Source organism: Serratia sp. 1D1416 (genome assembly GCF_003641105.1).
GTDB lineage: Bacteria > Pseudomonadota > Gammaproteobacteria > Enterobacterales > Enterobacteriaceae > Serratia > Serratia ficaria.
In genome coordinates, this window is record NZ_CP032738.1 from 1,819,823 (window position 1) to 1,843,886 (window position 24,064).

A 24,064-nucleotide genomic window follows, 5' to 3' on the forward strand; every position below is an offset into this window, starting at 1 on the left:
TGGTTACGCGAGTAACGGCCAAGAATGAAACAGAATTTGCCTGGCGGCAATAGCGCGGTGGTCCCACCTGACCCCATGCCGAACTCAGAAGTGAAACGCCGTAGCGCCGATGGTAGTGTGGGGTCTCCCCATGCGAGAGTAGGACACTGCCAGGCATCAAATAAAACGACAAGCCCCATGCGAAAGCATGGGGCTTTTTGTTATGTGCAAAAAAGCAAAAAAGCGCAGCTACGCTGCGCCTTTCAGTGGTTCCAATCATAAACGCAGTAAGAGAAAAGGCCCCGAAGGGCCTTTGATTAGGGTGTGTTTGCGTTTTTTCACTTATTATTCGGTTAATGCGAGCTGCCCTGCGAGATCCCCAACCCGGTTTGCGAGCGGACAAACTGGGAACGGAAGCGTTCGCGTTCCTGCTGTCCGGCCAGCGAACTGTCGGTAACCGAGAACAGCCAGGTGCCGACAAAGGCCACGATCATCGAGAACAGCGCCGGGTATTCATACGGGTAAATCGGCTTTTCATGGCCGAGGATTTGCACCCAGATGGTCGGCCCAAGAATCATCAGGATCACCGCGGTCAGCAGCCCCAGCCAGCCGCCGATCATGGCGCCGCGGGTGGTCAGGCGTGACCAGTACATCGACAGAATGATAATCGGGAAGTTACAGCTGGCGGCGATGGAGAACGCCAGCCCGACCATAAAGGCGATGTTCTGTTTCTCGAACAAGATCCCCAGCGCAATCGCCACGATGCCCAGCAGCACGACGGTGATTTTGGACACCCGCAGCTCGTCGCGCTCGGTCGCCTTGCCGTTTTTAACCACGCTGGCGTACAGATCGTGAGACACCGCGGAGGCGCCGGCCAGCGTCAGGCCGGCTACCACTGCCAAAATGGTGGCGAAGGCGACCGCGGAGATAAAGCCGAGGAAGAAGTTGCCGCCGACCGCGTTGGCCAGATGCACCGCCGCCATATTGGTGCCGCCCAACAGCGCGCCGGTGGCGTCCTTGAACGCCGGATTGCCGCTCACCAGCAGAATGGCGCCGAAGCCGATGATAAAGGTCAGAATATAGAAGTAACCGATAAAACCGGTGGCGTAGAATACGCTCTTACGCGCCTCTTTAGCGTCACTGACGGTAAAGAAGCGCATCAGAATGTGCGGCAAACCGGCGGTGCCGAACATCAGCGCCAGGCCCAACGAGAGCGCCGATATCGGGTCAGACACCAGCCCGCCGGGGCTCATGATGGCGATCCCTTTCGGATGCACCTTCACCGCTTCGGCGAACAGCGTGTTGAAATCGAAGTTGACCGACTTCATCACCATCAGCGCCATAAAGCTGGCGCCGGCCAGCAGCAGCACCGCCTTGATAATCTGCACCCAGGTGGTGGCCAGCATGCCGCCGAACAGCACGTACAGCACCATCAGAATACCGACCAGGATCACCGCCACGTGGTAGTTAAGGCCGAACAGCAGCTGGATGAGTTTGCCGGCGCCGACCATCTGCGCGATCAGGTATAGCGCCACCACCACCAGTGAGCCGCAGGCCGACAGGGTGCGGATCGGTTTCTGCTTCAGCCGGTAAGAGGCTACGTCGGCGAAGGTGTAGCGGCCAAGGTTGCGCAGGCGTTCGGCAATCAGGAACAGAATGATCGGCCAGCCGATCAGGAAGCCGATGGAGTAAATCAGGCCGTCATAGCCGGAGGTGTACACCAGGGCGGAAATACCGAGGAAAGAAGCGGCGGACATAAAGTCACCGGCGATCGCCAACCCGTTCTGTAGGCCGGTGATGCGCCCGCCCGCGGTGTAATAATCCTGGCGCGAGCGGGTGCGTTTGGAGGCCCAATAGGTGATATACAGCGTGGCGCCGACAAACAGCACGAACATCACGATCGCCTGAACGTTGAGCGGCTGGCGTTGCACCTCGCCGCCAATGGCTTCGGCGCAGGCCAGGCCCGGCAGCATCAGCAGCGCGGCGGCGGAAAGTAAGCGTTTCATCGTTTCACCTCACGCAGGATTTCTGCAGTCAGGCGATCGAATTCGCCGTTGGCGCGAAACACGTAGATCCCGGTCAGCACAAAAGAGATCACGATCAGGCCGACGCCGACCGGGATCCCGCGGGTAATGGTCGATCCCTCGGCGATCGGCGTGCCGAGCCATTGGGGCTCAAAGGCGATCAATAAAATAAAGCCAACGTAAAGCGCCAGCGTGATCAGCGAGAGCAGCCAGGCGAAGCGGCCGCGTTTCCTCACCAGCTCCTTAAAGCGCGGGTTTTCTTCAATCCCTTGATAAATGGTGTCATTCATCAGAGTCTCTCCAGTAGGTATTGATAGAGTACGCCGCGCAGGTGGCCGCTCAACGCAGAGTTATGCGGATGAGCGGCCGCAGGCGGCGCAAATTATGACGGCACTTTCATTGATTGTTTTTCTTCCAACAGCTTGTCGACTACGGCCGGATCCGCCAGCGTGGAGGTATCCCCCAGATTGCTGGTATCGCCGGCGGCAATTTTGCGCAGGATGCGACGCATGATCTTGCCGGAGCGCGTCTTGGGCAAGGAATCTGTCCAGTGCAGCACGTCCGGCGTGGCGATCGGCCCTATCTCTTTGCGTACCCAGTTACGCACTTCGGCATAGAGCTCCGGCGTCGGTTCTTCACCGTGGTTGAGGGTGATATAGGCGTAAATCGCCTGGCCTTTGATGTTATGCGGAATGCCGACCACCGCCGCTTCGGCGATCTTCGGATGCGACACCAGTGCGGACTCGATCTCGGCGGTGCCCAGGCGGTGGCCGGACACGTTCAGCACGTCGTCGACGCGGCCGGTGATCCAGTAGTAACCGTCCTCGTCGCGGCGTGCGCCGTCGCCGCTGAAGTACATGCCCTTAAAGGTGGAGAAGTAGGTCTGTTCGAAACGCTCGTGGTCGCCGAACAGGGTGCGCGCCTGGCCTGGCCAGGAGTCGACGATCACCAGGTTGCCTTCGCAGGCGCCTTCCTGCGGGATGCCGACGTTATCGACCAGCGCCGGCTGCACGCCGAAGAACGGCCGCGTGGCGGAGCCGGCTTTCAGCTCGGTGGCACCCGGCAGCGGAGTAATCATGAAGCCGCCGGTCTCGGTTTGCCACCAGGTGTCGACGATCGGGCATTTGCCGTTGCCGATCTTGTTGTAGTACCACTCCCAGGCTTCCGGGTTGATCGGCTCGCCGACCGAACCCATGATGCGCAGCGAATCGCGGCGGGTGCCTTCGATCGCCTTGTCGCCTTCGGCCATCAGGGCGCGAATGGCGGTTGGCGCGGTATACAGGATATTGACCTGATGCTTGTCGATCACCTGCGACAGGCGGTTAACGCCGGGGTAGTTAGGCACGCCCTCGAACATCAGGCTGATGGCGCCGCAGGCCAGCGGGCCGTACAGCAGATAGCTGTGGCCGGTCACCCAGCCCACGTCGGCGGTGCACCAGTACACGTCGCCGTCGTGATAATCGAACACGTATTTGAAGGTCATGGCGGCGTATACCAGATAACCGCCGGTGGTGTGCAGCACGCCCTTGGGCTTGCCGGTCGAACCGGAGGTGTACAGGATAAACAGCGGATCTTCCGCATTCATCTCTTCCGGCGGGCAGTCGGCGGATACGCCGTCAGTCAGCTGGTGCCACCACAGGTCACGCCCTTCCTGCCAGTAGCCCGGTTTGCCGGTACGCTGGAACACCACCACGTTGGTGACGCTGGTCACGCCGGGGTTTTTCAGCGCGTCGTCGACATTTTTCTTCAGCGGCACGGCGCGGCCGGCGCGCAGGCCTTCGTCGGCGGTGATCACCAGCTTGGCGTTGGAGTCAATGATGCGGCCGGCAACCGCTTCCGGCGAGAAGCCGCCGAAGATAACCGAATGCACGGCGCCAATGCGCGCGCAGGCCAGCATGGCGACCGCCGCTTCCGGCACCATCGGCATATAGATAGCCACCACGTCGCCTTTTTTGACGCCCAGCTTTTTCAGCACGTTGGCGAACTGGCAAACATCGTGGTGCAGCTGTTTATAGGTGACTTTGTTCGACTGGGCGGGATCGTCGCCTTCCCAGATAATGGCGGTCTGGTCGCCGCGTTCGGCCAGATGGCGGTCCAGGCAGTTAGCCGCCAGGTTGAGGGTGCCGTCTTCGAACCAGCGAATGCTGACGTGGCCCGGGTCGAAAGAGGTATTTTTTACTTTGCTATAAGGTTTGATCCAGTTCAGGATTTTGCCATGCTCCCCCCAGAACGCCTCCGGGTCTTGCACAGACTGTTGATAATATTGCTGGTATTGTTCCGGATTAATCAGGGCGTGTTCTGCAATTGCAGAAGGAATAGCGTGTTTATGCAGTTGGCTCATAGCTTTTCTCCTTTAAGTTGTTAATAGTATGTCAACTGAAGGTTAAGTATAGTTTGCTATGATTCTTTGTTTCTTTTTTGCGCGGCAGATCACGCAACGAAGATATTGATTTGTAATAGTTCTGTCGTAATTGCAGCAGGTATCTATCTGCTTGGTGAAGAAAAACCGTCAAATAGGCGATTTTTGTCAAAAAACGCTATCTAAATAACGAAAAAGAATAACCGCACGCACGATCATTTTATGGGTTTTAAATAATCACGTGATTATTTACCGGCAATAAAATATTTTTTGCTCTTTTCGATTATTAATATTCGATGTTGATATTAATACCCCCGGCGTAGGCCGCTTGGCAGCGCGCGAATTGCGCCGGGATTAACGCTCTGCGAAGGCAATAAGCCTAAGGTTGCAGTTGGCGCCCGGCCAGTCGTGGCGTTCATTTTTTACGCACGATTAAAATATAGCTTCATTATTATGCGTCGGCGTCACTCGGCCTATTCTCATTTTAAGAACTTTTTAGTAACAAAATACAAACATCCACAGAAGACTAAATATGCAAAATGGGCGACGAACAACGCATTTTAATTGCGTTCAAAAAATCACCGACCAGGCAATTATGTGATTCATTTCACGTAAAATTATTCTTTTAATAACAGTAAATTATGTTGTTTGATATTAAAACGTAAAAATTTTGTGATGTGATTCAACGCACAAGCCTGAAAAATCAAGGCTTGCAGACCAGCCTGCGCAGATGGTACTGATTTATACCGCGTCGCACCAAGGGCAGGTGAACGCGTCCACTGATTAACATAAGCCTGTATCAAATGATTAAGTATTCTCTTCGTTGCGTGGCGGTTAAATGCGGCGGAAAGAGTCTTTGAGGACTTTTTGGGTATGAAAAGTGTAAAAATTAGCCTGGCTTGGCAAATCCTGATCGCGCTGGTGCTGGGTATTATTGTCGGTGCGGTATTGCATAATCAGACCGAGTCACGCGAGTGGCTGGTCAGCAATATTCTAAGCCCGGCGGGCGATATCTTTATTCGCCTGATTAAAATGATTGTGGTGCCGATTGTTATTGCCACTCTGGTGGTCGGTATTGCCGGGGTCGGGGATGCGAAGAAGTTAGGCCGCCTCGGATTGAAAACCATTATTTATTTCGAAGTGATCACCACCATCGCCATAGTGGTGGGGTTGACGTTGGCTAATGTTTTTCAACCCGGCCACGGCATCGACATGTCGACGCTGACCGCGGTGGATATCTCGCAGTACGAAAAAACCACCGAGCAGGTGCAGAGCGGTTCGCACAGCCTGGTGACGACTATCCTGTCGCTGATCCCGTCGAACATTTTCTCGTCGATGGCGCAGGGCGACATGCTGCCGATCATCTTCTTCTCGGTGCTGTTCGGCCTTGGGTTGTCCTCGCTGCCGAAGGAAACCAAAGAGCCGCTGCTGAAGGTGTTCAAAGCCGTTTCCGAAAGCATGTTCAAAGTCACCCACATGATCATGCGCTATGCGCCGATCGGGGTGTTTGGCCTGATCTCGGTAACGGTGGCGAACTTTGGCTTCGCCTCGCTGCTGCCGCTGGCCAAGCTGGTGCTGCTGGTGTATTTCGCCATCGCTTTCTTCGCCCTGGTGGTGTTGGGCGGCGTCGCCCGCGCCTGCAACCTGCGCGTCTGGACGCTGATCCGCATCCTCAAGGATGAACTGATCCTGGCCTATTCCACCGCCAGCTCAGAGACGGTGCTGCCGCGCATCATCGAAAAGATGGAAGCCTACGGCGCGCCCAAGTCGATCACCAGCTTTGTGGTGCCGACCGGCTATTCCTTCAACCTCGACGGTTCGACCCTGTACCAGAGCATCGCCGCCATTTTTATTGCGCAGCTGTACGGGATAGAGCTGTCGCTGGGCCAGCAAATCATCCTGGTATTAACCCTGATGGTCACCTCGAAGGGGATTGCGGGCGTGCCCGGCGTGTCCTTCGTCGTACTGCTGGCCACGCTGGGCAGCGTCGGTATTCCGCTGGAAGGCCTGGCGTTTATCGCCGGCGTCGACCGTATCCTGGATATGGCGCGCACCGCATTGAACGTGGTGGGCAACGCTCTGGCGGTGCTGGTCATCGCCAAGTGGGAACACCAGTTCGATCGCAAGAAGTCGCTGGCGTACGAGAAGGAATTCCTCTCGGCGAAGGTCAAACCGGCCAATCAGTCGTAAGCTGTTCCGCAACCTCCATAAACGCCCCTGGCCTCGCGGCTGGGGGCGTTTTGCCATTCGCCACCCTCCGCTGACTTGCATCCTCGCTGAACTGAATCTAAAGTGTTACTGAATTAATAGAAATGATAATAAATGTTATTATCATTTTCATTTCTTTATGTATGGACACATTAAAAAGCATTTGAGCCGCGGGCGGATCCGCCGGCGCTCAGCGCTTTTATTCAGGCTTATCAAAGGTAGGTAACATGTTGGAAACCGCTTTGGCCTCTGAATGGCTGCCGTTGGCGCCAGCGCAGCTCGACTTCTGGGAAGAATTTACCTTGCATCCCGACCAGCCGTTTTCCACCGTGGCCCACAGCACCGAGCTGCGCGGCGTGGTGGATGAAACGGCGCTGGGCCGGGCCATCGCCCTCACCATCGCCGAAACCCAGGCGTTTGCCCTGCGGTTCGATCCCGGCGGGGAAGGCCAATCGCCGCAGCTGCGGCACGACCCCCAGCGCATGCCGGCGCTGCGGCGTATGGATGTGCAGGACCAGGCCAATCCCCATCAGGCCGCGCTGCGGTTGATGCGGGCGGACGTCGACCAGCGGATGGATCTGCATCGCCGGCCGATAGCGGCGGTATGGCTGATCAAACTGGGGCCGACGCATTACATCTGGTACCTGCGCGCCCACCACATCGTGGTCGATGGATACGGCATGGCGCTGATAGAACATCGCTGCGCCGCCCTGTATGCCCATTTTCTCGGTCAGGGCGCCGGCGGTCAGCCGCTGGGCGGCTTTCTGGCCTTCCATCGGCAGGAGTTAGGCTACGCCGCCTCCGAGCGCGGCGGCCGGGACCGCCTTTTCTGGCAAGGTTACCTGCCGCCGGCCCCGCCTTTGCCCACGGTGCGCAAGGGCGGCCAGGAGTACGGCATACGCTGCCTGAGCACCAGCCAACTGTTGCCTGAGGCGGTTTCGCGGCGGCTGCTGCAGCTGTCTGAACGCAGCGGCATCGGCTGGCCCGATCTGCTGCTGGCGTTGTCCGCCGCCTGGCTGCACCAGACGATGCCGCATCAGAGAGCCGCGGGGGATACGCTGCCGATGTGGATGCCGGCGATGAACCGCCGCGGGCGGACCGCAACCAACGTACCCGCGCTGGCGGTCAATACGCTGCCGCTGCTGGTCACGCTGGCGCCGGGAGAAAGCCTGGAGCGCTTTTTGCCGAAGATGGCGGCGACGCTGCGTGAGCTGCGCGGCCATGCCGGCTACCGCCTGCGTCAGTTAGCCGCCGACCGGGGCGTTGACGCCAACTCGCGCTTCTTCATCTCGCCGTTTATCAATGTCCAGCCGTTCGATCCGCCCAGCTTTGTCGGCTGCGCCAGCACGCGCCGGGTATTGGCCGGCGGCTCCGGCGACGGCTTTAATCTGACCTATCGCGGCCGTACCGACGCCAGCGATCTGCACGTGGATATCGATGTCTTCATACAGCAGTTTCCGCCTGGGGCGGCGGGCTATGGCGACGCTCTGCAGGGCTTCCTGCAGCGCGCGCTGCAGCCGGGCGGGCTGGCGCTGCCGCTGGGTGCGTTGATGGCGGTATCGGCCTGAAGCCAGCGGGCAGGGGGCACCCTGCCCGTGCCATTGCGGGTTAGCCGGCCAGCAGCGCCGCCACGTCCCGCGCATTTTTACAGGGCAGCAGCGCCGTGGTCGCCAGCCGGGTGCCAAAGGCGTCGTTCAGGCGGGCCGCCACTTCTTTGATGTGCGGCAGTTTCAATCCCATCGTCATAAAGGCGGTCTCCTCGCCCCATTCCGGCCGCGGCGCCACGCCGATGGCCTGCCAGTAAATTCTCAGGATCTCGCCGCTGCGTGCGGTTGGCGCGCCCGGCGGCGGCGCAGCGCAGGCATTCAGCGCCGGAGCGGCCTGCTGGCTCACCAACGCGGCGCGGATGCGCTGGCGATCCGTTTTGCCGTTGCCGGAAAGCGGCAGCGTTGCGGCGTGAATAAAGCGCGTCGGAATGTGGGTGCAGGGCAGGTAGCCGGTCGCGAAGGCGCGGAGATCCGACAGGGCCAACGGTCTGCCGTCGCGCGTCAGATACATCGCCCCCAGGGTCGCCTCGGCATTTTCGCCGCTCGGATAGTCCACCACCACCATATCCCGTATCGCCTCATGGCCGCGCAGCACCTGCTCGATTTCCGGCAGGGAGACGCGCACGCCGCGGATCTTCACATAGCCGTTCACCCGGGTGGCGAACATGATGTTGCCGTCAGGGCGATAATATCCGCGGTCGCCGGTGCGGAAGGCGCGCAGCGGCCGCCCGTCGGGGGCTGCGAGGGTGACGAAGTCATGCTGCTTCAGCGCCCCCTGCTCCAGATAACCCAGCGCCAGATTGACCCCAGCGGTGTGAATGCGGCCCACCACGCCGGTTGGGCAGTGGGCGCCGTCATCGTGGCAGATGAAGTATTGGTTGGCCGGCAGCGGCTGGCCGTAAGGCACGCTGCCGGTCTCCTGCGGCGCGATCGGGTGCCAGATGCTCCAGACCGTGGTTTCGGTCGGGCCGCCCAGCGAGAACAGCGCGATGTCCGGGCGCAGAGTGCGCAACAGCTGCACCGTCGCCGGCTTGATGTAATCGCCGCCCTGCGCCACCAGACGCAGCGACTGCAGGCTGGTCGCCGTTTTGCAGGTGAGCAGCATTTCCAGAATGGCGGGCACCGAGCACCACAGGCTGACCCGATGCCGCTCCACCAGTTGGTTCCAGCTGATGGCGTCCTTCTCCTGATGCGCCGCCGGCAGCACCAGCGTCGCGCCGGCGCTGAGCGAGCCGAACAGATCGAACATCGACATATCGTGGTGCGGCGGCGTCACCGAGATAAACACGTCGTCGGCGCTCACCGCCCAACGCTGCAGCGTTTGGCCGAGCACGTTGGCGGTGGCCCGGTTGTTGAGCACCACGCATTTCGGTTTGCCGGTGGTGCCGGAGGTATACAGATAATAGCTCGCGGCGGTGTCGGCGCTGCGCGCCGCCAGCGTCTGGTTGTCCGGCAGCGCCGGCGCGCTATCGGCGGGCGTCAGCAACGCCGCCGGCGTGATCCCATGCGGCGTGTCCAGCTCGCCCTGATGCACCACCAGGTCCGGCCGGCAGTTATCCAGCAGGTAGGCGGTGCGTTCCGGCGGTGAATTGATGTCGATCGGCACCCAGATAATGCCCGACAGCGCACAGGCGAGGCTGAAGGTCACCTGTTCCGGGCTGCGTGGCAAATACAGCGCCACCACGCTGCCCGCTTGCAGGCCGCGCCGCTGCAGATTGGCCATCAGGGTGGCGACTCGCTGGCCCAGCTCGCCGTAAGTCAGCCGCTGTTGGTCGCAGATCAGCGCGGTATGCGCCGCCTGCTCGCCAAACAGCCGCTCGGCCAGCCGCTGCAGATAAGGATAGGGAACGTGGTCCGTCTCTTCGCCATTGTGCCGGTAATGCCCGAGGTCGATAAAACGCGCCGGCGCGATCTCCAGCTCGCCATCCTGGCAGGCTTGCGTCACGCGGCGCTGCAATGCCTTCAGCATCGCCTGCACCTGCTCGCCGTCCAGCGCCTGCTCGGCGTAGTCGACGCACAGCTGCAGGTTTTTCTCGCTGTCCATCGTCAGACGAATATCGATCGCCACCTGCGGCGTCTGGGTCAGCCCGTCATGGTAACGCACCGGCGCGTCGGCCGGCAGCGTTTCCCAGCTCAGGCAGTTGGTGAGGATCACCGGCAGCGCCGGGCCGCCCTGGCTGCGGTTCAACAGCTGCCGCGCCAGATCCACGCCGGAAAATGTCAGATGGTCGAGCGCGCCGAGCACGTCGTCCTGCAGCGTTTGGGCGCGATGAACAAAGTTTTCTCCGTGGCGGGAGTAGCGCACGGCGACGAAGCTGGATGCGTTGCCTAATTCCCCTGCGGTGGCGGGGAAGGCCACCGGCACGCCAACGCACAGTTCACCGTCGGTGGTCCAGTGCGCCAGCGTATCGAGGATCAGCGCCGAGAGCGTGCTGTTGCGCAGCAGCGCATGGGCGGAACCCAGGCGGCCAAGCTGTTTCAGCGTTTCGCGCGGCAGCGTCAGGCTTGCCCGGCGATAGCGCGAGGCTTTCAGGCCGGCGAGCGGGTTTAGCCAGGGCAGCGTCGACGGCGTGGTGACGCCTTGCAGCTTGCGTTGCCAATAGGCGGCGTCGGCCTGGCGTTGCTCCGCGCTCGCCGCCGGCGCCGGGTTGGCGGGGGCTATCGGAGCCAGGGGCCGTTGATCGAACAGGCGGGCGATCACGGTGGCGATCCCCTGGCCATCGAGGATCAACGCATCGAAGCTGGTGAAGATCAGGCTGTCGTACGGCGATCCTGTCGGATCCTGCCGCTCTGGCAGCAGGACAACGGCGATGCGCCATAGCGGCTGCGTCGGATCGTGGCGCTGGTGGGAATAGCCTTCCCGCAGCTGGTCCGCCTGCCGTTGCGCCGCCTCGTGGCCCAGCGCGCGCAGATCGTGCCGATCCAGATTGACGACCGCCTGCGGCCGTACATGCTGGGTGTGGCGCAGGGGATCGATGCAGGTGCGCAGTGCGGCGTAGTGTTGCACCAGCGCCTTCAGCCGCGCCTCGAGCCGCGGCAGATCCAATCGGTAGCCGCGGTATTCGCGGAAATCGTGCATCGCCACGCCGCCGAGCGGCCATCGATCGCCGCGGCCCAGAAGGTACGCCTGCTGCAGCGGTGTTAATGGTGTCTCCATGGTGCTTCCCTATAGTCGCTAACCGATAAAACAGGGCCGGATGCGCGACGAAGCCGCGCCCGGGAATCGACGTCAAGCCTGGGGCGCCAGCGCCTTCAGCAGCGTCCGCGCGCCTTCCGCCGCGCCGGGGGCGCGTTCGCAGATCAGCGCGGCGAGGGTGGCCGGCGTGCAATGGTTCGCCACATCCTGCGGCGTTAACGCCGTCGCCAGGTATTTGTTGAGCACGCCCAGCACGGCGTTCAAGCCGGCATCCGGCAGCTGCAGCCGGCGAATATCGTCGTCGTCGCTCAGCGCGGCGCCGGGAGCCGCCCGCGCCAGCAGCCGGTGCAACAGCTGGCGAACCGGCGCCTGTTGCGCCAGCGCGTCGGGCACGCAGCGCGCCAGCAGCTGCGACAGCGGCTGGCCAAAGGTGTCGCTTTGCCGGGCGGCCTGACGCAGCAAGGCCTGATAGCAGGCCAGCAGGCGCGGCAGCACCGGTTCCGGGAAAGCGTCCAGCCGCACGTCCCAGTTGATCAGAATACCGTCGTCGTTGTGGGCGACCTGGGCGTCCAGCGCCACCTGCGGCCCCTGCGAGATGACCCAGCCGAGCGGGCCGAAGGTGCGGGTGACCTGCTCGGAAAACAGCGTCTTGCCCCGGATGCCGAAGCCGGCGGTGAACACCACCGGTGAAGGCTGCAGGTTGCCGTGCAGCCGCGACAGGTCGCGCATCACGCTGACGCCGGAGTAATCCGCATGCTCAATCAACTCCGCCAACTGCGCCATCAGGCGGTGGCAGAAGGCGTGCAGGCTTTCCGCATGATCAAGCTCGACGCCCAGCAGCACCAGATTCGAGAAGTCGCCGACGATGTCGTCGGCGCCCTTTAAGTCAGGATCGCGGTGGAACAGCGGCACGTTGAGCCGGAATCGCGTCATACGCCAGCCGTAGCCGACGGTCAGGGCGAACAGCGCCAAAAACAGCGTCGACAGGGTGACGTGCTGCCGTTGGGCGGCGGCGGCCAGCGCCTGGCTTTCTCCGGCGTTCAGCTGCAGGGCCAGGCGGTCGCTGCGGCAGGCGTCCGGCGTGCGCAGCAGGTGCGGTGCGGGCGGCAACTGCGCCAGGCGCTCGCGCCACCAGCGTTGGGCGCGGGCGCGTCGTTCGGGCAGCCCTGGCTCGGCGGCGCGCTGCGCCAGATAATCGAAATAGGCCACCGGCCGGTCCGGGGCCGGGGCGGCCGGGCATCGGTGATAAAACGCCGCCAGATCTTCCAGTAGCCGGCGAAAGCTCATGGCGTCGCCGGCGATCATATCCAGATCCACATGCAGGCGGCCGCGGTTGCCCGGCAGCAGGGTCAGGCTGATGTCGCAGGGCACCCCCTGTTCGAGCGGCAATCGCTGGGTGCTTTTCGCCAGGCGTTTGGCGGCCAGGGCGCGTTCGAGCTCCGCGGCATCGGCATGGCGCCAATCGTCCAGATGCAGGCGGTGGAGGGGGCCGGGGGCGGCGATGGTTTGCATTCCGTCCCCGGTGAGGCGCAGACGCAGCATCGGATGATGCAGATACAGGGCCGCGACGGCCCGGCTAAGACGTTCGGCGTCCAGGTCGCCGGCATCGAACTCCGCATACAGGTGGGCGGACATGCCCCCCAGCGGCGCGGCGGATTGTCGGCCGACCCAGTAGGCGGCCTGCATGGTGGTCAAGGCTTGCATCAGGTATCCATTTTGCTTCAGCGAACGAGACAGCAAGAATATATCCAAATGTTAATAAGAATGAAAATTATTATTATTTGATCGGATCGGCAGGGAAGTGCTATCAGTAAGGCGCCTGGAAAAAAAATGCGGCCGGTTAACGGCATGGTGAAACTATTTATTTATATTATTCTTATCATTGCAATAATTCATTGTTGTTTTATCGCCAGCCTTTCTTGCCGGTTCATCGGTTTTTTGTCGCGGCTTGTACGCCATCGCACAGCTCTTTATTGATAATGATTTGCATTAGAAAATGCAAAATATTATCATTCTTAACATTATTTTACGTTTCCATACAAAAATCTGCCGGCAGCGCGCCGGGGACTGGCCGTGGCTGGGGTGAACCCGTTCGGCCGGGAAGGGAGTTGTTCTGCTGCAGGGATAAGCGACACAAAGGCCAGGAAGGCCGCGAGTGCCATTGTCTGTGTGAGTGTCGGCGTTTACCTATGTAAAAAATCAAATTTTATGCACCTCTGGGATGAAGGAGAAGACCTCTATGAGCAAGCATTCAGCGGCTCAACGGCATGAAATCGTAGGCGACAGGGAAAAGACGGGCTTGAAAACCATGGGGGCGTTCTCCTCATTATTTTTCGGCCTTTGCACACTGTCGATCGGCAACCTCAGCGCAGCGGAAACCCGCAGCAACGAAACGGCCCAGGATGCGGAAACGCTGCTGGTGACCGGCGAGAAGATTAAACGCTCCATTTTCGATACCGGCTCCAGCGTGCAGGTATTCGACAGCAACCGCATCGCTTCCATGCCCGGCGCGCTGCAGGTTCCCGACCTGTTGCGCATGACCCCCAACGTGGTGGATCTGGGCATCGGCAACGATCTGCCCACCGTGCGCGGCATCGACGGCTCCGGCCCGAATACCGGCGCCAATGCGTTCCTCAGCGGCACCCGCCCGCGCCTCAACCTGTCGCTGGACGGCCGTTCGCTGACCTACAACGAACAGGCGTTCGGCCCGCAGTCGCTGTGGGATCTGGATCGCGTCGAAGTATTCCTGGGGCCGCAAAGCTATATTCAGGGGCGCAACGCCATTGCCGGCGCGATCGTGATGGCCAGTAAGGATCCGACCTTCGAGTGGGAAAGCGCCTTCAAGGGCGGCGCGGGCAACCAGCACTCTTCGCAGCTGTCCGCCATGGCCTCCGGCCCGCTGGTGGAAGATCAGCTGGCGTTTCGCGTCAGCGTCGATCGCCAGCGCCGCCGCAGCGAGGCCGATCTGCCCGCCTATGCGCCGGTCGGCGATCCGCGTGAGGTTGAAGCCACCACCGCCCGCGCCAAGCTGCTGTTCAACCCGGCCGGCCTGCGAGACCTGACCACCAAGCTGACCTTCAACCACTTCGGCAGCACCTCACCGCAAAACGAAAGCCTCAACCCGCAGCCGCACCCGACCAACCCGCGTTACGACTCGCGCCGCGCGGTGTTCAAAAGCAACATGAACAGCAGCATCTGGGATCTGGCCTGGGAGGCATCCGAGGCGGTAACGCTGGAAAACCGCCTGATTTATACCGATTTCAATATCAACCGCCCTACCGCCTACAACATTCAGTACGCCGAAATCGACGGTAAAGAGGTGCACGTGGAGCCGCTGGTGCGCTTTGGCGCGGCGGACAGCCGCCTGCATGGCCTGGCCGGGCTGCGCTACTTCCACGCCAAACAGGACGAGTTCGTCAACATTTTCGGCGGCGCCGCCTTCAAGGACAAAACCGACACCCATTCGGCCTTTGCCGAGCTGACCTACGCCCTCACGCCGCAGGTGGACATCACCGCCGCCAGCCGTCTGGAGCGGGAACACCGCCAGCGCAACGGCGGCAGCAATGCGGTGCGCATCGACTTCGACGAAACCTACACCGTGTTCCTGCCGAAGCTGGACGTGGCCTGGAAACCGACGGACGCCCAGACCTACGGCGCCAAGGTGGCGCGCGGCTATAACGCCGGCGGCGGCGGTATCACCATCGGCACGCCGGTGGTCAGCTACACCTATGGTTCCGAATATGTCTGGAACTATGAGCTGTACAGCCGTCATCACCTGAAGGACGCCAACGTTGTGCTGACCAGCAACGTTTTCTACAACGACTACAAGGACATGCAGCTGCCTTACTCGCTGGGTGAAAACTCCAGCGTGATCCGCAACGCCGACAAGGTGGAGACCTACGGCGCGGAAATTGGCGCCACCTGGCAGCCGCGCTGGGACTTCGAACTGTTCGGCAACCTCGGCCTGCTGAAAACCGACATCAAGAAGTTCTCGGGCAGTGGCGTGGAGGGGCACGAACTGGCGCGCGCGCCGGCCTATACCGCCAACGTGGGCGCCAAATACCAGCTGTTCAGTGGGCTGGAGCTGAGCGGCAACGTGGCGTTCTCCGATTCCTACTACTCGCAGTACGACAACGATTCGCGCGGGCGCATCGGCTCCTATTGGTCGGCGAACGCCCAGCTGGCGTACACCTTCGCCTACGGCCGCGCCACCCTGTTCGCCAAGAACCTGTTCGATGCCGATCGCCGCGAGATGGTCAGAGGCAACGATATCTACACGGCGACTGTCCAGCCTTCGCGTTTGATCGGCGCGGCGGTTGAGCTGAACTTCTAAGGCTATTGCCACGTTGGGGGGCCCGGCCCCCTTTTTATGGCGTGATTTCCCTGCAACCCCGGCGCGCCGGGCAAAAGGAGATACAGCAGTGAGCGGTGATTTTGACGGTATTCTGAGCGATGAAGAGGCCCGGCGTCTGGACAGGGCGTTTCTGGCGCTGGGCGAGGGGGGGGCGGGCGACAGCCTGCCGGTCAGCGAAAGCGAAGAGCAGGCGTGGTTCGGCCACGTGCAGAGCGGCGGCGCCGACGGGCAGCGGGCGTTGGCCTGGCGGTTGAACGGCGAAGCGGATATCGGCCGCCTGGCCGGTGCGCTGCAGGCGCTGATCCGTCTGACCCCCGGCCTCGACGTCCGCTATTGTTTTGACGATGAGCGCGGGCTGCATAAACGCCCGGGCGACTCGGCGCTGCCGCCGGTCACCATCGAGACGCTGGCGGATGAGCCGCAGGCGATCCGCCGGGTGCTGGAAACCCAGGCGACGCCGTTGGCGCTGGATCGGGAAGCGCCGCTGCGTTTCTTGCTGTTGATGGTCGAGCGCGGTCCGGCGGTGCTGGGCGCGGTGATGCACGATATCCTGGCCGAAACGCTGCCCTGGCGGCAGCTGCCGGCCGCGTTGTCGGCGCTGTATAACTCGCAGGCCGTACCGCAGGTTGCGATGCCGGCGGCGGCCGGCGCGCCGCCGGAACACGCCGATCTTAAGCTGCCCTGGGCGCGACAGCCGCTGCAACTGCGGGATTATCGTCAGGACCACGGCCTGCCGCCGGCGGGATCGCGCATCGTCACCCGCATTGCGCGTTCGCAGCTTCCTGCGACCGAGACGCCGCTGGCGCTGTTGACGGCGGTGGCGGCGCGCTTCGGCCGCTTTATCGCCGCCCAGGCCGGCGGGCAGGCGGTGCAGCTGTGCGTACCGCAGTCGGAGACGGGCGAAACCGCCGGGGTGGAGATCGGCATAGCAACGCCGCCGCTGAAACGCCTGACCCTACGCCAGGGCGACGTTTCATCCGAACGGGCCCGGCCGACGCCGCAAGCGCAGGATCCGCAGTTGGCGCAGCTGCTGGTGTGCTGGCGCGAGGATATGTCCGCCGGGCTGCGGCTCGACGGCGTCGGCGCCGAACCGCTGCTGTTGCCGCCGCTGCATACCCCGTTTGAACTGGCGCTGTTGCTGAGCCTGCCGGATGCGTCGTCGCTGGCGTTGGAGCTGGTGGCGGATCCGCGCCTATCTCCGCACGCCGCGCCCTTCCTGCTGGAGCAGTTTGTCGCCTTCCTGGCGGGGCAGCGGGTCATCACGGCATCGATCGCAGACGCCGATCCGGCGGCCGGCCAGGCCCCTGCGACGGATTATGCCGGCGATGACGACATTGCCCAATTGATCCTGAGCGAGTTCCGCGAGGCGTTGGCGGCGCCCGAAATGACCGCTGATGAGGACTTCTTCGACCGCGGCGGCCATTCGCTGGTCGCCACCCGGGTCATCGGCAGATTGCTGAGCCTGCATCAGTTGGAACTCAATATTAACGATCTGTTCAGCCACCCGACGGCGCGCGGGCTGTCGGGTTACGCCAAACGTCAGGCGACGGCGCTGCCGACAACGGCGGCGGCCGGGGCCGGGGCCGACGAAGCGGTTCAGGCGCCGCTGTCGCTGGCGCAGGAGTCGCTGTGGAAGGTGTATGAAGCCTTCGGCCACGATGAGATCTTTAACCTGCCGTTCTCCCTCCGTTTCTTTGACCCGGTGGATGAAACGGCGCTGCGTCAGGCGTTTATCGACGTCATGACGCGCCATAGCGCATTGCGTTCACGGTTTGTCGAGCGTCAGGGCGAGGTGCGCCAGCAGGTGGTGCCGGCGGCCGAATTGCCGGACTACGGCTGGTTCCGCTTCTCCCATGAAACCCCGGCCGGCGATGCCGGCGCCTTGCTGGCTCATGCGGGCCAGCACCGTTTCGACCTGAGCGCCGAGCTGCCGCTGCGCGTCACCCTGTTGCGCGATGCGGAAAACGGCCAGCAGCTGCTCTCGCTGCTGTTCCATCACGTGGTGCTGGATGAGTGGTCGCTCAATCTGATGATGGACGAGCTGGGGATCGCCTATCGCCATCGGGTGGCGGGGCAGGCGCCGCAGTGGGCCGGCCGGCCGCCGCAGTTTCATACCTTCGCCCGGCAGCAGCGGGCGTCCGGCGTGCAGAGGCGGCATCTGGATTACTGGCTGGATAACCTGCGCGGCGCGCCGGTCGGGTTGCCCATCTTCCGACAAGAGCCTTCCACCCATCCGGCGGTGCCGGCGCCGGCGGACGTCAACGGCGGCTGGCTGGAGTTCGAGGTCGAGCCCGCGGTGGCGGCGGGCCTGTACCGGCTGTCGCGCCGCAACAGCGCCTCGCTGTTCAACGTGGTCTACGCCGGCATCACCTCGGCGCTGCGCCTGCTGGGCGGCCCGGCGGATCTGCTGGTGGGCACCTCCACCTCCGGCCGCAACGACGCCGAGTTCTTCGACACCGTCGGCTACTTCACCACCGTGGTGGTGCATCGGCTGCGCTTCGGCGATGAGCTGACGGTGGCGGGGCTGATCGAGCAGGTCAAAAACACCATCAACGGCTCGTTGCCTTACAGCGATATCCCCATCGATCTGGTGGAGGAAGGGCTGTTCGGCGTGGATGCCGACCGCAAGAACCACATGTTCGAGGTGTTTATCCAGATCCACAGCCGCATCAAGCTGAACGGCGAATTCCGGCTGCAGGACGGCGGCACGGTCGCCTACCGCCAGGTGGAACCGGAAAAAGCCGAGTCGTTGCTCGGCCTGCAGTTCGAGGTGATGGAGGAAGATTTGGCCGGGGTGAAATCCCTGCGGGTGATGATGACCTACCGTCAGGATCACTACAGCGCCGAGCAGGCCAATCTGATCGCCGACACCGTTCAGCACGTCTTTACCCATTTTGCCCAGCCTACGGCTGGCGATATCGCTGTGGCGGCCCTGCCGTCCGCGCCGCAGGCATGACGTTGTTTCACTCTAACCGAAAGCATGATTTTCAAGGAGATAGATGGATGTCTGGAACAATAGCAACTCCCCGCGCGTTACTGTCGCTGCTGGTGGCGGCTTCGCTGGTGGTCGCCGGCGTGGCGCAGGCGGACGACGCCGGCATCGGGCCGCAGGATATCAAACGCCAGGCGCTGTCGTCGGCGGTGGTGGAAATGGCCTACAGCCCAACGCAGCGGGCGCTGTTCGTCAGCGCGCCCGACTGGAAGGAAGAGGCGCGCTCGCGCGTGCTGCGGCTGGATCCCAATACGCTGGCGGTGAAGGCGGAGATCCCGCTGAAGGTCAAAGGCTTCGGCGTGGCGCTGGACGATGCCGGCAACCGGCTGTACCTGACCCAGGGTTTCAACGGTGAAGTCGGGGTGGTGGATACCGCCACCAATCATGCGCTGGGCAGCATCAAACTGTTGGACAAGGTGGTGCTCGAGCAGGCTTACAAGCAGGCGGGCATCAGCGGCAAACGGCTGGATTTTCTGCTGGCAGAGCTGAAGAAATTCAAAATCACCGAAGACTATCAATACCGCATCCGCGAGATAAAGTATGACTCGCACACCGGCCGGCTGTTCTTGCCGGGGCTGGGCTTCGGCGTCGACAGCGTGCTGTACGTGGTGGATACCCGCGCCGGCAAGCTGGAGAAGGTGATCCCCGGCTTCGGCTACAACGCGGTCGGCATCACGCTGGATGAAAAAGGGCGTCGGGTGTTCGTTTCCAACATGCAGGGGCAGCTGATTACGCTGAATGCCGATACGCTGGAGATCGCCGCCACCCATGAGGTACAGGCGGACCAACTGCTGAACCTGGTGTATGACCCGGCGAGCAACCGCCTGCTGGGGGTGGATCAGGGTATCGACCGCGACGGCTACCGCAATCACCATTTGGGCCGCGACTACGTGAAGCGCAGCAGCGGGCACCGGGTGTTCGCGTTGGATGCGGACAGCGGCAAGGTGCTGGCCAGCGAGCTGACGGATGAAGTGCCGATCGGCCTGTTGCTCGACGATCGCAGCCAGCGGCTGTACGTCGCCAACCGCAAAGGGGTACGCGTCGAGCATGGTGCGGGGACGTTGACGGTATTCGACGCCAAAACGCTCAAGCGTCTGCAAACGGTGGATCTGCCGCCGCACCCGAACAGCCTGGCGCTGGACCCGCACGGCAATGCGCTGTTCGTGACGGTGAAGAACGACGGCGCCGGCACCAAGGCCGGCAAGCCGGAGAGCGTGGTGCGCATTCAACTGCAGGATAAATAACCGGGATTGGCAATGTAAAAAGGGGCGCCGCGGCGCCCCTTTTCATGGGTTCATGAGGATCAGAAGTGCGTATTGATGCTCATGTAGTAGGTGCGGCCCGGTTCGTTGTAGGTCGCCGCGCCGGCGCCGGCTATGTTGATGGCGCCGGTGGTCGGATCGCCGACGTTCTGCGCGTTGCCGGCGCGGAACTGGCGTTTGTCGAACAGGTTGTCGATGCCGGCGGTGACGCTGACGTTTTTGGTCACGTCATAGGTGGCGCTGGCGCCGACGATGGCGTAAGGGCTGACTTCGCGCGTTTCGCCGCCGGTCGCCGGTTTACCCTGGTAGTTGTACTTCTTCGGCTTCTGACGGCCGTACCAGGTCAGGGTCGACTGCATCGACAGGTCCTGGGTGGCCTGCCAGCTCAGGGTCGAGTTGATGGTGAACTTCGGGATCACCGACAGGTAGTCGCCGGTGCTCTTGTTCTTGTTCTCGATCATGTAGGTGGCGTTGTTGCTCCAGGCCACGGTTTCACTGACCGGCACGTTCAGCGTGCCTTCCAGGCCCTGAACCACCGCTTTCGGTACGTTTTCCCACTGATAAACCGCCGTCCCGGTGCTGCTGGTGGCGATGCGCGAGTTGCCCGCTTCGATCTTGTTGCGGTAATCGTTGCGGAAGTAGGTCACTCCGGCCAGCCAACCTTCATTGTGGAACTCCAGGCCGATCTCTTTGTTGACGCTGGTTTCCGCCTTCAGATCGTCGTTGCCGAGCAGGTAGCAGCCATTTGTGGTATCGCTGGACGCGCAACCTTGCCCTTTGCTGTACAGCAAATAGTTTTGGTTGGTCTGGAACAGGGTCGGCGCCTTGTAGGCGCGGGCGATGCCCATTTTCAGCGTGAAGTTGTCGCCCAGCTCCTGCGACAGGTTCAGCGCCGGGCTCCAGTTGTTGCCGGCCTCGGAGTGCAGATCGTAACGCAGGCCCGGCGTCAGCATGGTGCTGTCGGTCAGCTCGATATTGTCTTCGGCGAACAGCGAGAAGATATGCGCGGAAGCGTAAGGGCTGCGGGTGCCGGTATCCGTGCCCGGAATGGTGCCGCCCATCAGCGTCTGGCTGGTTGAGGTGCCATCTTTCATCCGCTGTTGGTTCCACTCGGTGCCCAGGGTGGCGGTTTGCGCCACCCCGAATTCAAACGGTACGCTGACTTCGCTGTGCGCCAGGAAGTCGTCCAGCTTGGTGGTGCCGAAGCCGCTGTTTTTGGTGTCGAAGATGCCCTCGGTACCGCCGGCCAGCCCTTCGTTCAGGCGGGTGTTGCGGGTGCGCTCGAACTGAATGTAGTTGTTGGTGCTGACGCCGTTGTCCCAGGCGCCGCGGTGGTTCAGACCGAAGGTTTCGCGGTAGATGCGGTTGGTCTCTTTACCGTAGTTGCTCTGCACCAGCGCATTGGTGTTGGTGTTCTGGGTATCGCCGGCGTACAGGTTGCCCTGGCGGCCATAGGAGTACTCGAATTCCAACGACTGCAGGTGGGCGAAGTCCCAGTGCAGCATCGCGTCGATGTTTTTGTCGACCACGCCTTCGCGGCCGGCGGGAATGCTGTTGGCATAGGCGCCTACGCGCTCAGACTTGTGGGATTCGTTGATGTCCCAGGCGTCGGCCTGCGTTTTGCTGTAGCCGCCGAACAGGCGGAAACTCAGCCGATCGCTCAGCGGGCCGGACAGGCTGAAGTCGGTGCGCTTGGTGGAGCCTTCCTGCTTGTGCTGCGGCACGTTGAAATAGGTGTTCAACGAGCCGTGCAGATCCTGGCCGGCCTTTTTGGTGATGATGTTGACCACGCCGCCGGCGGCGCCGTTGCCGTAGCGCGCCGCGGCCGGGCCGCGCAGCACTTCGATGCGTTCGATCATTTCCGGCGGCACCCAGGCGGTATCGCCGCGGGTATCGCGCTCGCCGCGCCAGCCCTGGCGCACCGAGTTGCGGCTGGTGGCCGGCTTGCCGTCGATCAGGATCAGGGTGTTTTCCGGCCCCATGCCGCGGATGTCGATCTGGCGGTTGTTGCCGCGCTGGCCGCTGGTGGAGTTGCCGGTCAGGTTGACCCCGGGCATGGTGCGGATCAGTTCGTTGATGTCACGCGCCGGCGGGCGTTTTTTGATTTCGTCGGCGGTGATGGTGGACACCCCCGGCGCCTGCAGGTTCTGCCGGGCGGCGGTGACCACGATGGTGTCTTCCGCCGGCTGCTTTTTATCGGCGGCGCTGGCGTTTTCTTCCGTGGCGGTGGTGTCGGCCTGCTGTGCGGCGTTGGCGAACGCCGACGCGCCCAGTCCCAAGCCGATGAGCGTGGCTAAAGAATAACGTGATAATTTGCTGTTCATGTGAGCTTCCTACCTTGCTGCCATTCCGCGCCGAGAGGGGGAAGGGCGGTTGTAGTTTTTGTGTAGTCAGGAATAGAAAATCGGCTGCGGCAAGGGATGCCATGTGTCATATCCCCGCTCCCTGTCCGTTGCGCGCAATACCAGCACGATTTCCAAGCCTCACACACTATTGCAAATGCAAATAATTATCAATAGTATTCGAGCTACAGTGCGTTCGGGCGGTGGCTGGCGATACGGATAGGCCGGCGTTTGTTTAAACCGCCAACTACAAAATGGGTAGGCGTTGTGAATACAGAATTTCAGTCAGAAAGCAGCAGGTTATTGGCCAGCAGCAATGCCGGCAGTCCAGGGTGGTGGTTGAAAGTGGCCCGGCGCGGCACGCCCTGGGTAGAACCGGCGGGCAACGGCCGGTGGCGAGCCACCTTTTTCTGGCGCGATCCCCAGGGGTGCGAATTGACCTCTGCTTACCGGCGGGTGTGGATCAACATCAACTGCCTGACCGACCATCATCAGCCGAATCCGCCGCAGAGTCTGCAGCGTCTGGACGGCACCGACGTCTGGTACTGGCAAACCGAATTGAACGGCGACTGGCGCGGCAGCTACTGTTTTATTCCTTCCCTCGACGCCCGCCCGCCGGAACTGGCGGGCGACGACGCGCATGCCAATATGCACAACGTGCGCCATTGGTGGCATCAGGTATTCACCAGCGCCACCCACGATTTGCTCAATCCCTATCGCGCCTGGCCGGGTACCGGCGGCGGTTGCCTGTCCGGTTTGCATATGCCGGAAGCGCCGCCGCAGCCGGCATGGCGCGCGTTCGACGAGTATGAAATCGCCAGCGGGCGCTGTACGCCGCCGCTGCCGGCGCGTCTGCAGCGCCATACCTGGCACAGCGAACGCTTGGGCAACAGCCGCAACGTCTGGATCTACACCACCGGCGACAGCCGGCCGAGCGAACGCCCGTTGGCCATTTTGCTCGACGGCCAGTTCTGGGCGCAGCAAATGCCGGTATGGGAGCCGCTGATGCAGCTGACGCGCGAGGGGGCGCTGCCGGAGGCGGTGTATGTGCTGATCGACATCATCGATCTGCAGCACCGGGCGCGCGAGCTGACCTGCAAGGACGATTTCTGGCTGGCGGTGCAGGAAGAGCTGCTGCCGCAGTTGGCCGAGCGGGCGCCGCACAGCGACAACCCGGCGAGCACCGTGGTGGCGGGGCAGAGTTTCGGCGGGCTGGCTTCACTGTACGCCGGGCTGCGCTGGCCGCAGCGCTTCGGCGCGGTGATCAGCCAGTCCGGTTCTTACTGGTGGCCGCGGCGCGACATGCTGCAGCAGCCGACCGTCCCCGAGGATGCCTGCTGGCTGATGCAGCAGGTAGAGCGGCGGGAGTTGGGCAGCCACGGCGCGCTGAAGGTGTTTATGGAGGCCGGTTCGCATGAAAAGCTGGTGCATAGGGTCAGCGGCCAGATGGCGACGCTGCTGAGCAACGCCGGGCATCGGGTGCATTACCGGGTGGTGGAGGGCGGGCACGACGCCCTGTGCTGGCGTGGGGGCCTGACCGACGGGCTGCAGGCGGCGTGGGCCGCGACCTTCGCCACCGGCTATTCCGCTCCCGCGGACGCCGCTCGTTCAACGGCGTCAGGAGCGCATGATGGAAAAACCGAATCCGTTCGATGATCGACAACAGCGCAGCCTGGTGCTGCGCAACGCACAACAACAATACAGCCTGTGGCCGGATTTCTGCGCAATTCCCGCTCACTGGACGGTAGCTTTCGGCCCGACGGCGCATGCGGAATGCGTCGATTGGCTGGAGCGGCATTGGCAGGATATTCGGCCGGTATCATCGCCTATGGCGTGATCGGCACCAGGTAATAACGGGAGC

The 24,064-nt window shown here is 62.2% G+C and carries 13 protein-coding genes and 1 rRNA gene; 8 read left to right on the forward strand and 6 right to left on the reverse strand.

The genetic code is table 11. The annotated features are described in order from the left end of the window. Window positions 1-39 precede the first annotated feature (39 nt). Window positions 40-155, forward strand: a 5S ribosomal RNA gene (rrf, locus tag D7I37_RS08655). Between the two features lie 177 nt (window positions 156-332). On the opposite strand, the gene actP is transcribed toward rrf, so the two are convergent. From actP to acs, 3 genes are all read right to left on the reverse strand, one after another. Then, a complete protein-coding gene (actP, locus tag D7I37_RS08660; protein WP_061799713.1) occupies window positions 333-1,985 on the reverse strand; it encodes a cation/acetate symporter ActP in 1,653 nt (550 codons plus the stop codon). Then, window positions 1,982-2,293 carry a DUF485 domain-containing protein gene (locus D7I37_RS08665; RefSeq protein WP_061799712.1) on the reverse strand — a complete coding sequence of 104 codons (312 nt, stop codon included), beginning with the start codon at window positions 2,291-2,293 and terminating at the stop codon, window positions 1,982-1,984. Before D7I37_RS08665 ends, actP begins: the two co-directional genes overlap by 4 nt. 92 nt (window positions 2,294-2,385) lie before the next feature. Next, the gene (gene acs / locus D7I37_RS08670) at window positions 2,386-4,344 is read right to left on the reverse strand and encodes an acetate--CoA ligase (RefSeq protein ID WP_061799711.1); all 1,959 of its coding nucleotides are present in this window, start codon (window positions 4,342-4,344) and stop codon (window positions 2,386-2,388) included. Between the two features lie 891 nt (window positions 4,345-5,235). On the opposite strand from acs, the gene gltP reads away from it, so the two are divergent. Beyond that, a complete protein-coding gene (gene gltP, locus D7I37_RS08675; protein ID WP_061799710.1) occupies window positions 5,236-6,552 on the forward strand; it encodes a glutamate/aspartate:proton symporter GltP in 1,317 nt (438 codons plus the stop codon). A 245-nt stretch (window positions 6,553-6,797) separates the two neighbouring features. Next, the gene (locus tag D7I37_RS08680; protein ID WP_129543547.1) at window positions 6,798-8,138 is read left to right on the forward strand and encodes a condensation domain-containing protein; all 1,341 of its coding nucleotides are present in this window, start codon (window positions 6,798-6,800) and stop codon (window positions 8,136-8,138) included. A gap of 40 nt (window positions 8,139-8,178) precedes the next feature. On the opposite strand, the gene D7I37_RS08685 is transcribed toward D7I37_RS08680, so the two are convergent. Together D7I37_RS08685 and D7I37_RS08690 are read right to left on the reverse strand one after the other, a co-directional pair. Continuing rightward, window positions 8,179-11,274, reverse strand: a complete 3,096-nt coding sequence (locus D7I37_RS08685) for an amino acid adenylation domain-containing protein (RefSeq protein ID WP_129543548.1) — start codon at window positions 11,272-11,274, stop codon at window positions 8,179-8,181. Window positions 11,275-11,346: 72 nt separating this feature from the next. Beyond that, entirely contained in the window at window positions 11,347-12,957 is a 1,611-nt protein-coding gene (locus D7I37_RS08690; RefSeq protein WP_095095140.1) for a condensation domain-containing protein, read from the reverse strand. 535 nt (window positions 12,958-13,492) lie between these two features. Between D7I37_RS08690 and D7I37_RS08695 the strand changes: the two genes are divergently transcribed. From D7I37_RS08695 to D7I37_RS08705, 3 genes are all read left to right on the forward strand, one after another. After that, window positions 13,493-15,586 (forward strand): TonB-dependent receptor, encoded by a 2,094-nt coding sequence (locus tag D7I37_RS08695; protein WP_061799705.1) that lies wholly within the window; start codon window positions 13,493-13,495, stop codon window positions 15,584-15,586. Between the two features lie 88 nt (window positions 15,587-15,674). Beyond that, complete coding sequence (locus D7I37_RS08700) at window positions 15,675-18,563, forward strand: condensation domain-containing protein (RefSeq protein WP_129543549.1); 2,889 nt, start codon at window positions 15,675-15,677, stop codon at window positions 18,561-18,563. A 47-nt stretch (window positions 18,564-18,610) separates the two neighbouring features. After that, window positions 18,611-19,843, forward strand: a complete 1,233-nt coding sequence (locus D7I37_RS08705; RefSeq protein ID WP_061799702.1) for a YncE family protein — start codon at window positions 18,611-18,613, stop codon at window positions 19,841-19,843. Window positions 19,844-19,902: 59 nt separating this feature from the next. Here the strand turns inward: D7I37_RS08705 and D7I37_RS08710 are convergent, their stop codons facing one another. Further along, complete coding sequence (locus D7I37_RS08710; RefSeq protein WP_095095149.1) at window positions 19,903-22,185, reverse strand: TonB-dependent siderophore receptor; 2,283 nt, start codon at window positions 22,183-22,185, stop codon at window positions 19,903-19,905. 285 nt (window positions 22,186-22,470) lie between these two features. Between D7I37_RS08710 and fes the strand changes: the two genes are divergently transcribed. Together fes and D7I37_RS08720 are read left to right on the forward strand one after the other, a co-directional pair. Further along, complete coding sequence (gene fes, locus D7I37_RS08715) at window positions 22,471-23,859, forward strand: enterochelin esterase (protein WP_129543550.1); 1,389 nt, start codon at window positions 22,471-22,473, stop codon at window positions 23,857-23,859. Continuing rightward, window positions 23,834-24,040, forward strand: a complete 207-nt coding sequence (locus D7I37_RS08720) for an MbtH family protein (RefSeq protein WP_073970349.1) — start codon at window positions 23,834-23,836, stop codon at window positions 24,038-24,040. The genes fes and D7I37_RS08720 overlap by 26 nt, the downstream gene beginning before the upstream one ends. The last annotated feature ends 24 nt before the right edge of the window (window positions 24,041-24,064 follow it).

Excerpts from the sequence above, each read along its gene's own strand:
- gltP (WP_061799710.1), top strand. The coding sequence starts at position 5,236 with ATGAAAAGTGTAAAAATTAGCCTGGCTTGGCAAATCCTGATCGCGCTG.
- D7I37_RS08695 (WP_061799705.1), top strand. The coding sequence starts at position 13,493 with ATGAGCAAGCATTCAGCGGCTCAACGGCATGAAATCGTAGGCGACAGG.
- acs (WP_061799711.1), bottom strand. The coding sequence starts at position 4,344 with ATGAGCCAACTGCATAAACACGCTATTCCTTCTGCAATTGCAGAACAC.
- D7I37_RS08680 (WP_129543547.1), top strand. The coding sequence starts at position 6,798 with ATGTTGGAAACCGCTTTGGCCTCTGAATGGCTGCCGTTGGCGCCAGCG.
- D7I37_RS08705 (WP_061799702.1), top strand. The coding sequence starts at position 18,611 with ATGTCTGGAACAATAGCAACTCCCCGCGCGTTACTGTCGCTGCTGGTG.
- D7I37_RS08720 (WP_073970349.1), top strand. The coding sequence starts at position 23,834 with ATGGAAAAACCGAATCCGTTCGATGATCGACAACAGCGCAGCCTGGTG.
- D7I37_RS08665 (WP_061799712.1), bottom strand. The coding sequence starts at position 2,293 with ATGAATGACACCATTTATCAAGGGATTGAAGAAAACCCGCGCTTTAAG.
- D7I37_RS08710 (WP_095095149.1), bottom strand. The coding sequence starts at position 22,185 with ATGAACAGCAAATTATCACGTTATTCTTTAGCCACGCTCATCGGCTTG.
- D7I37_RS08685 (WP_129543548.1), bottom strand. The coding sequence starts at position 11,274 with ATGGAGACACCATTAACACCGCTGCAGCAGGCGTACCTTCTGGGCCGC.
- D7I37_RS08690 (WP_095095140.1), bottom strand. The coding sequence starts at position 12,957 with ATGCAAGCCTTGACCACCATGCAGGCCGCCTACTGGGTCGGCCGACAA.
- actP (WP_061799713.1), bottom strand. The coding sequence starts at position 1,985 with ATGAAACGCTTACTTTCCGCCGCCGCGCTGCTGATGCTGCCGGGCCTG.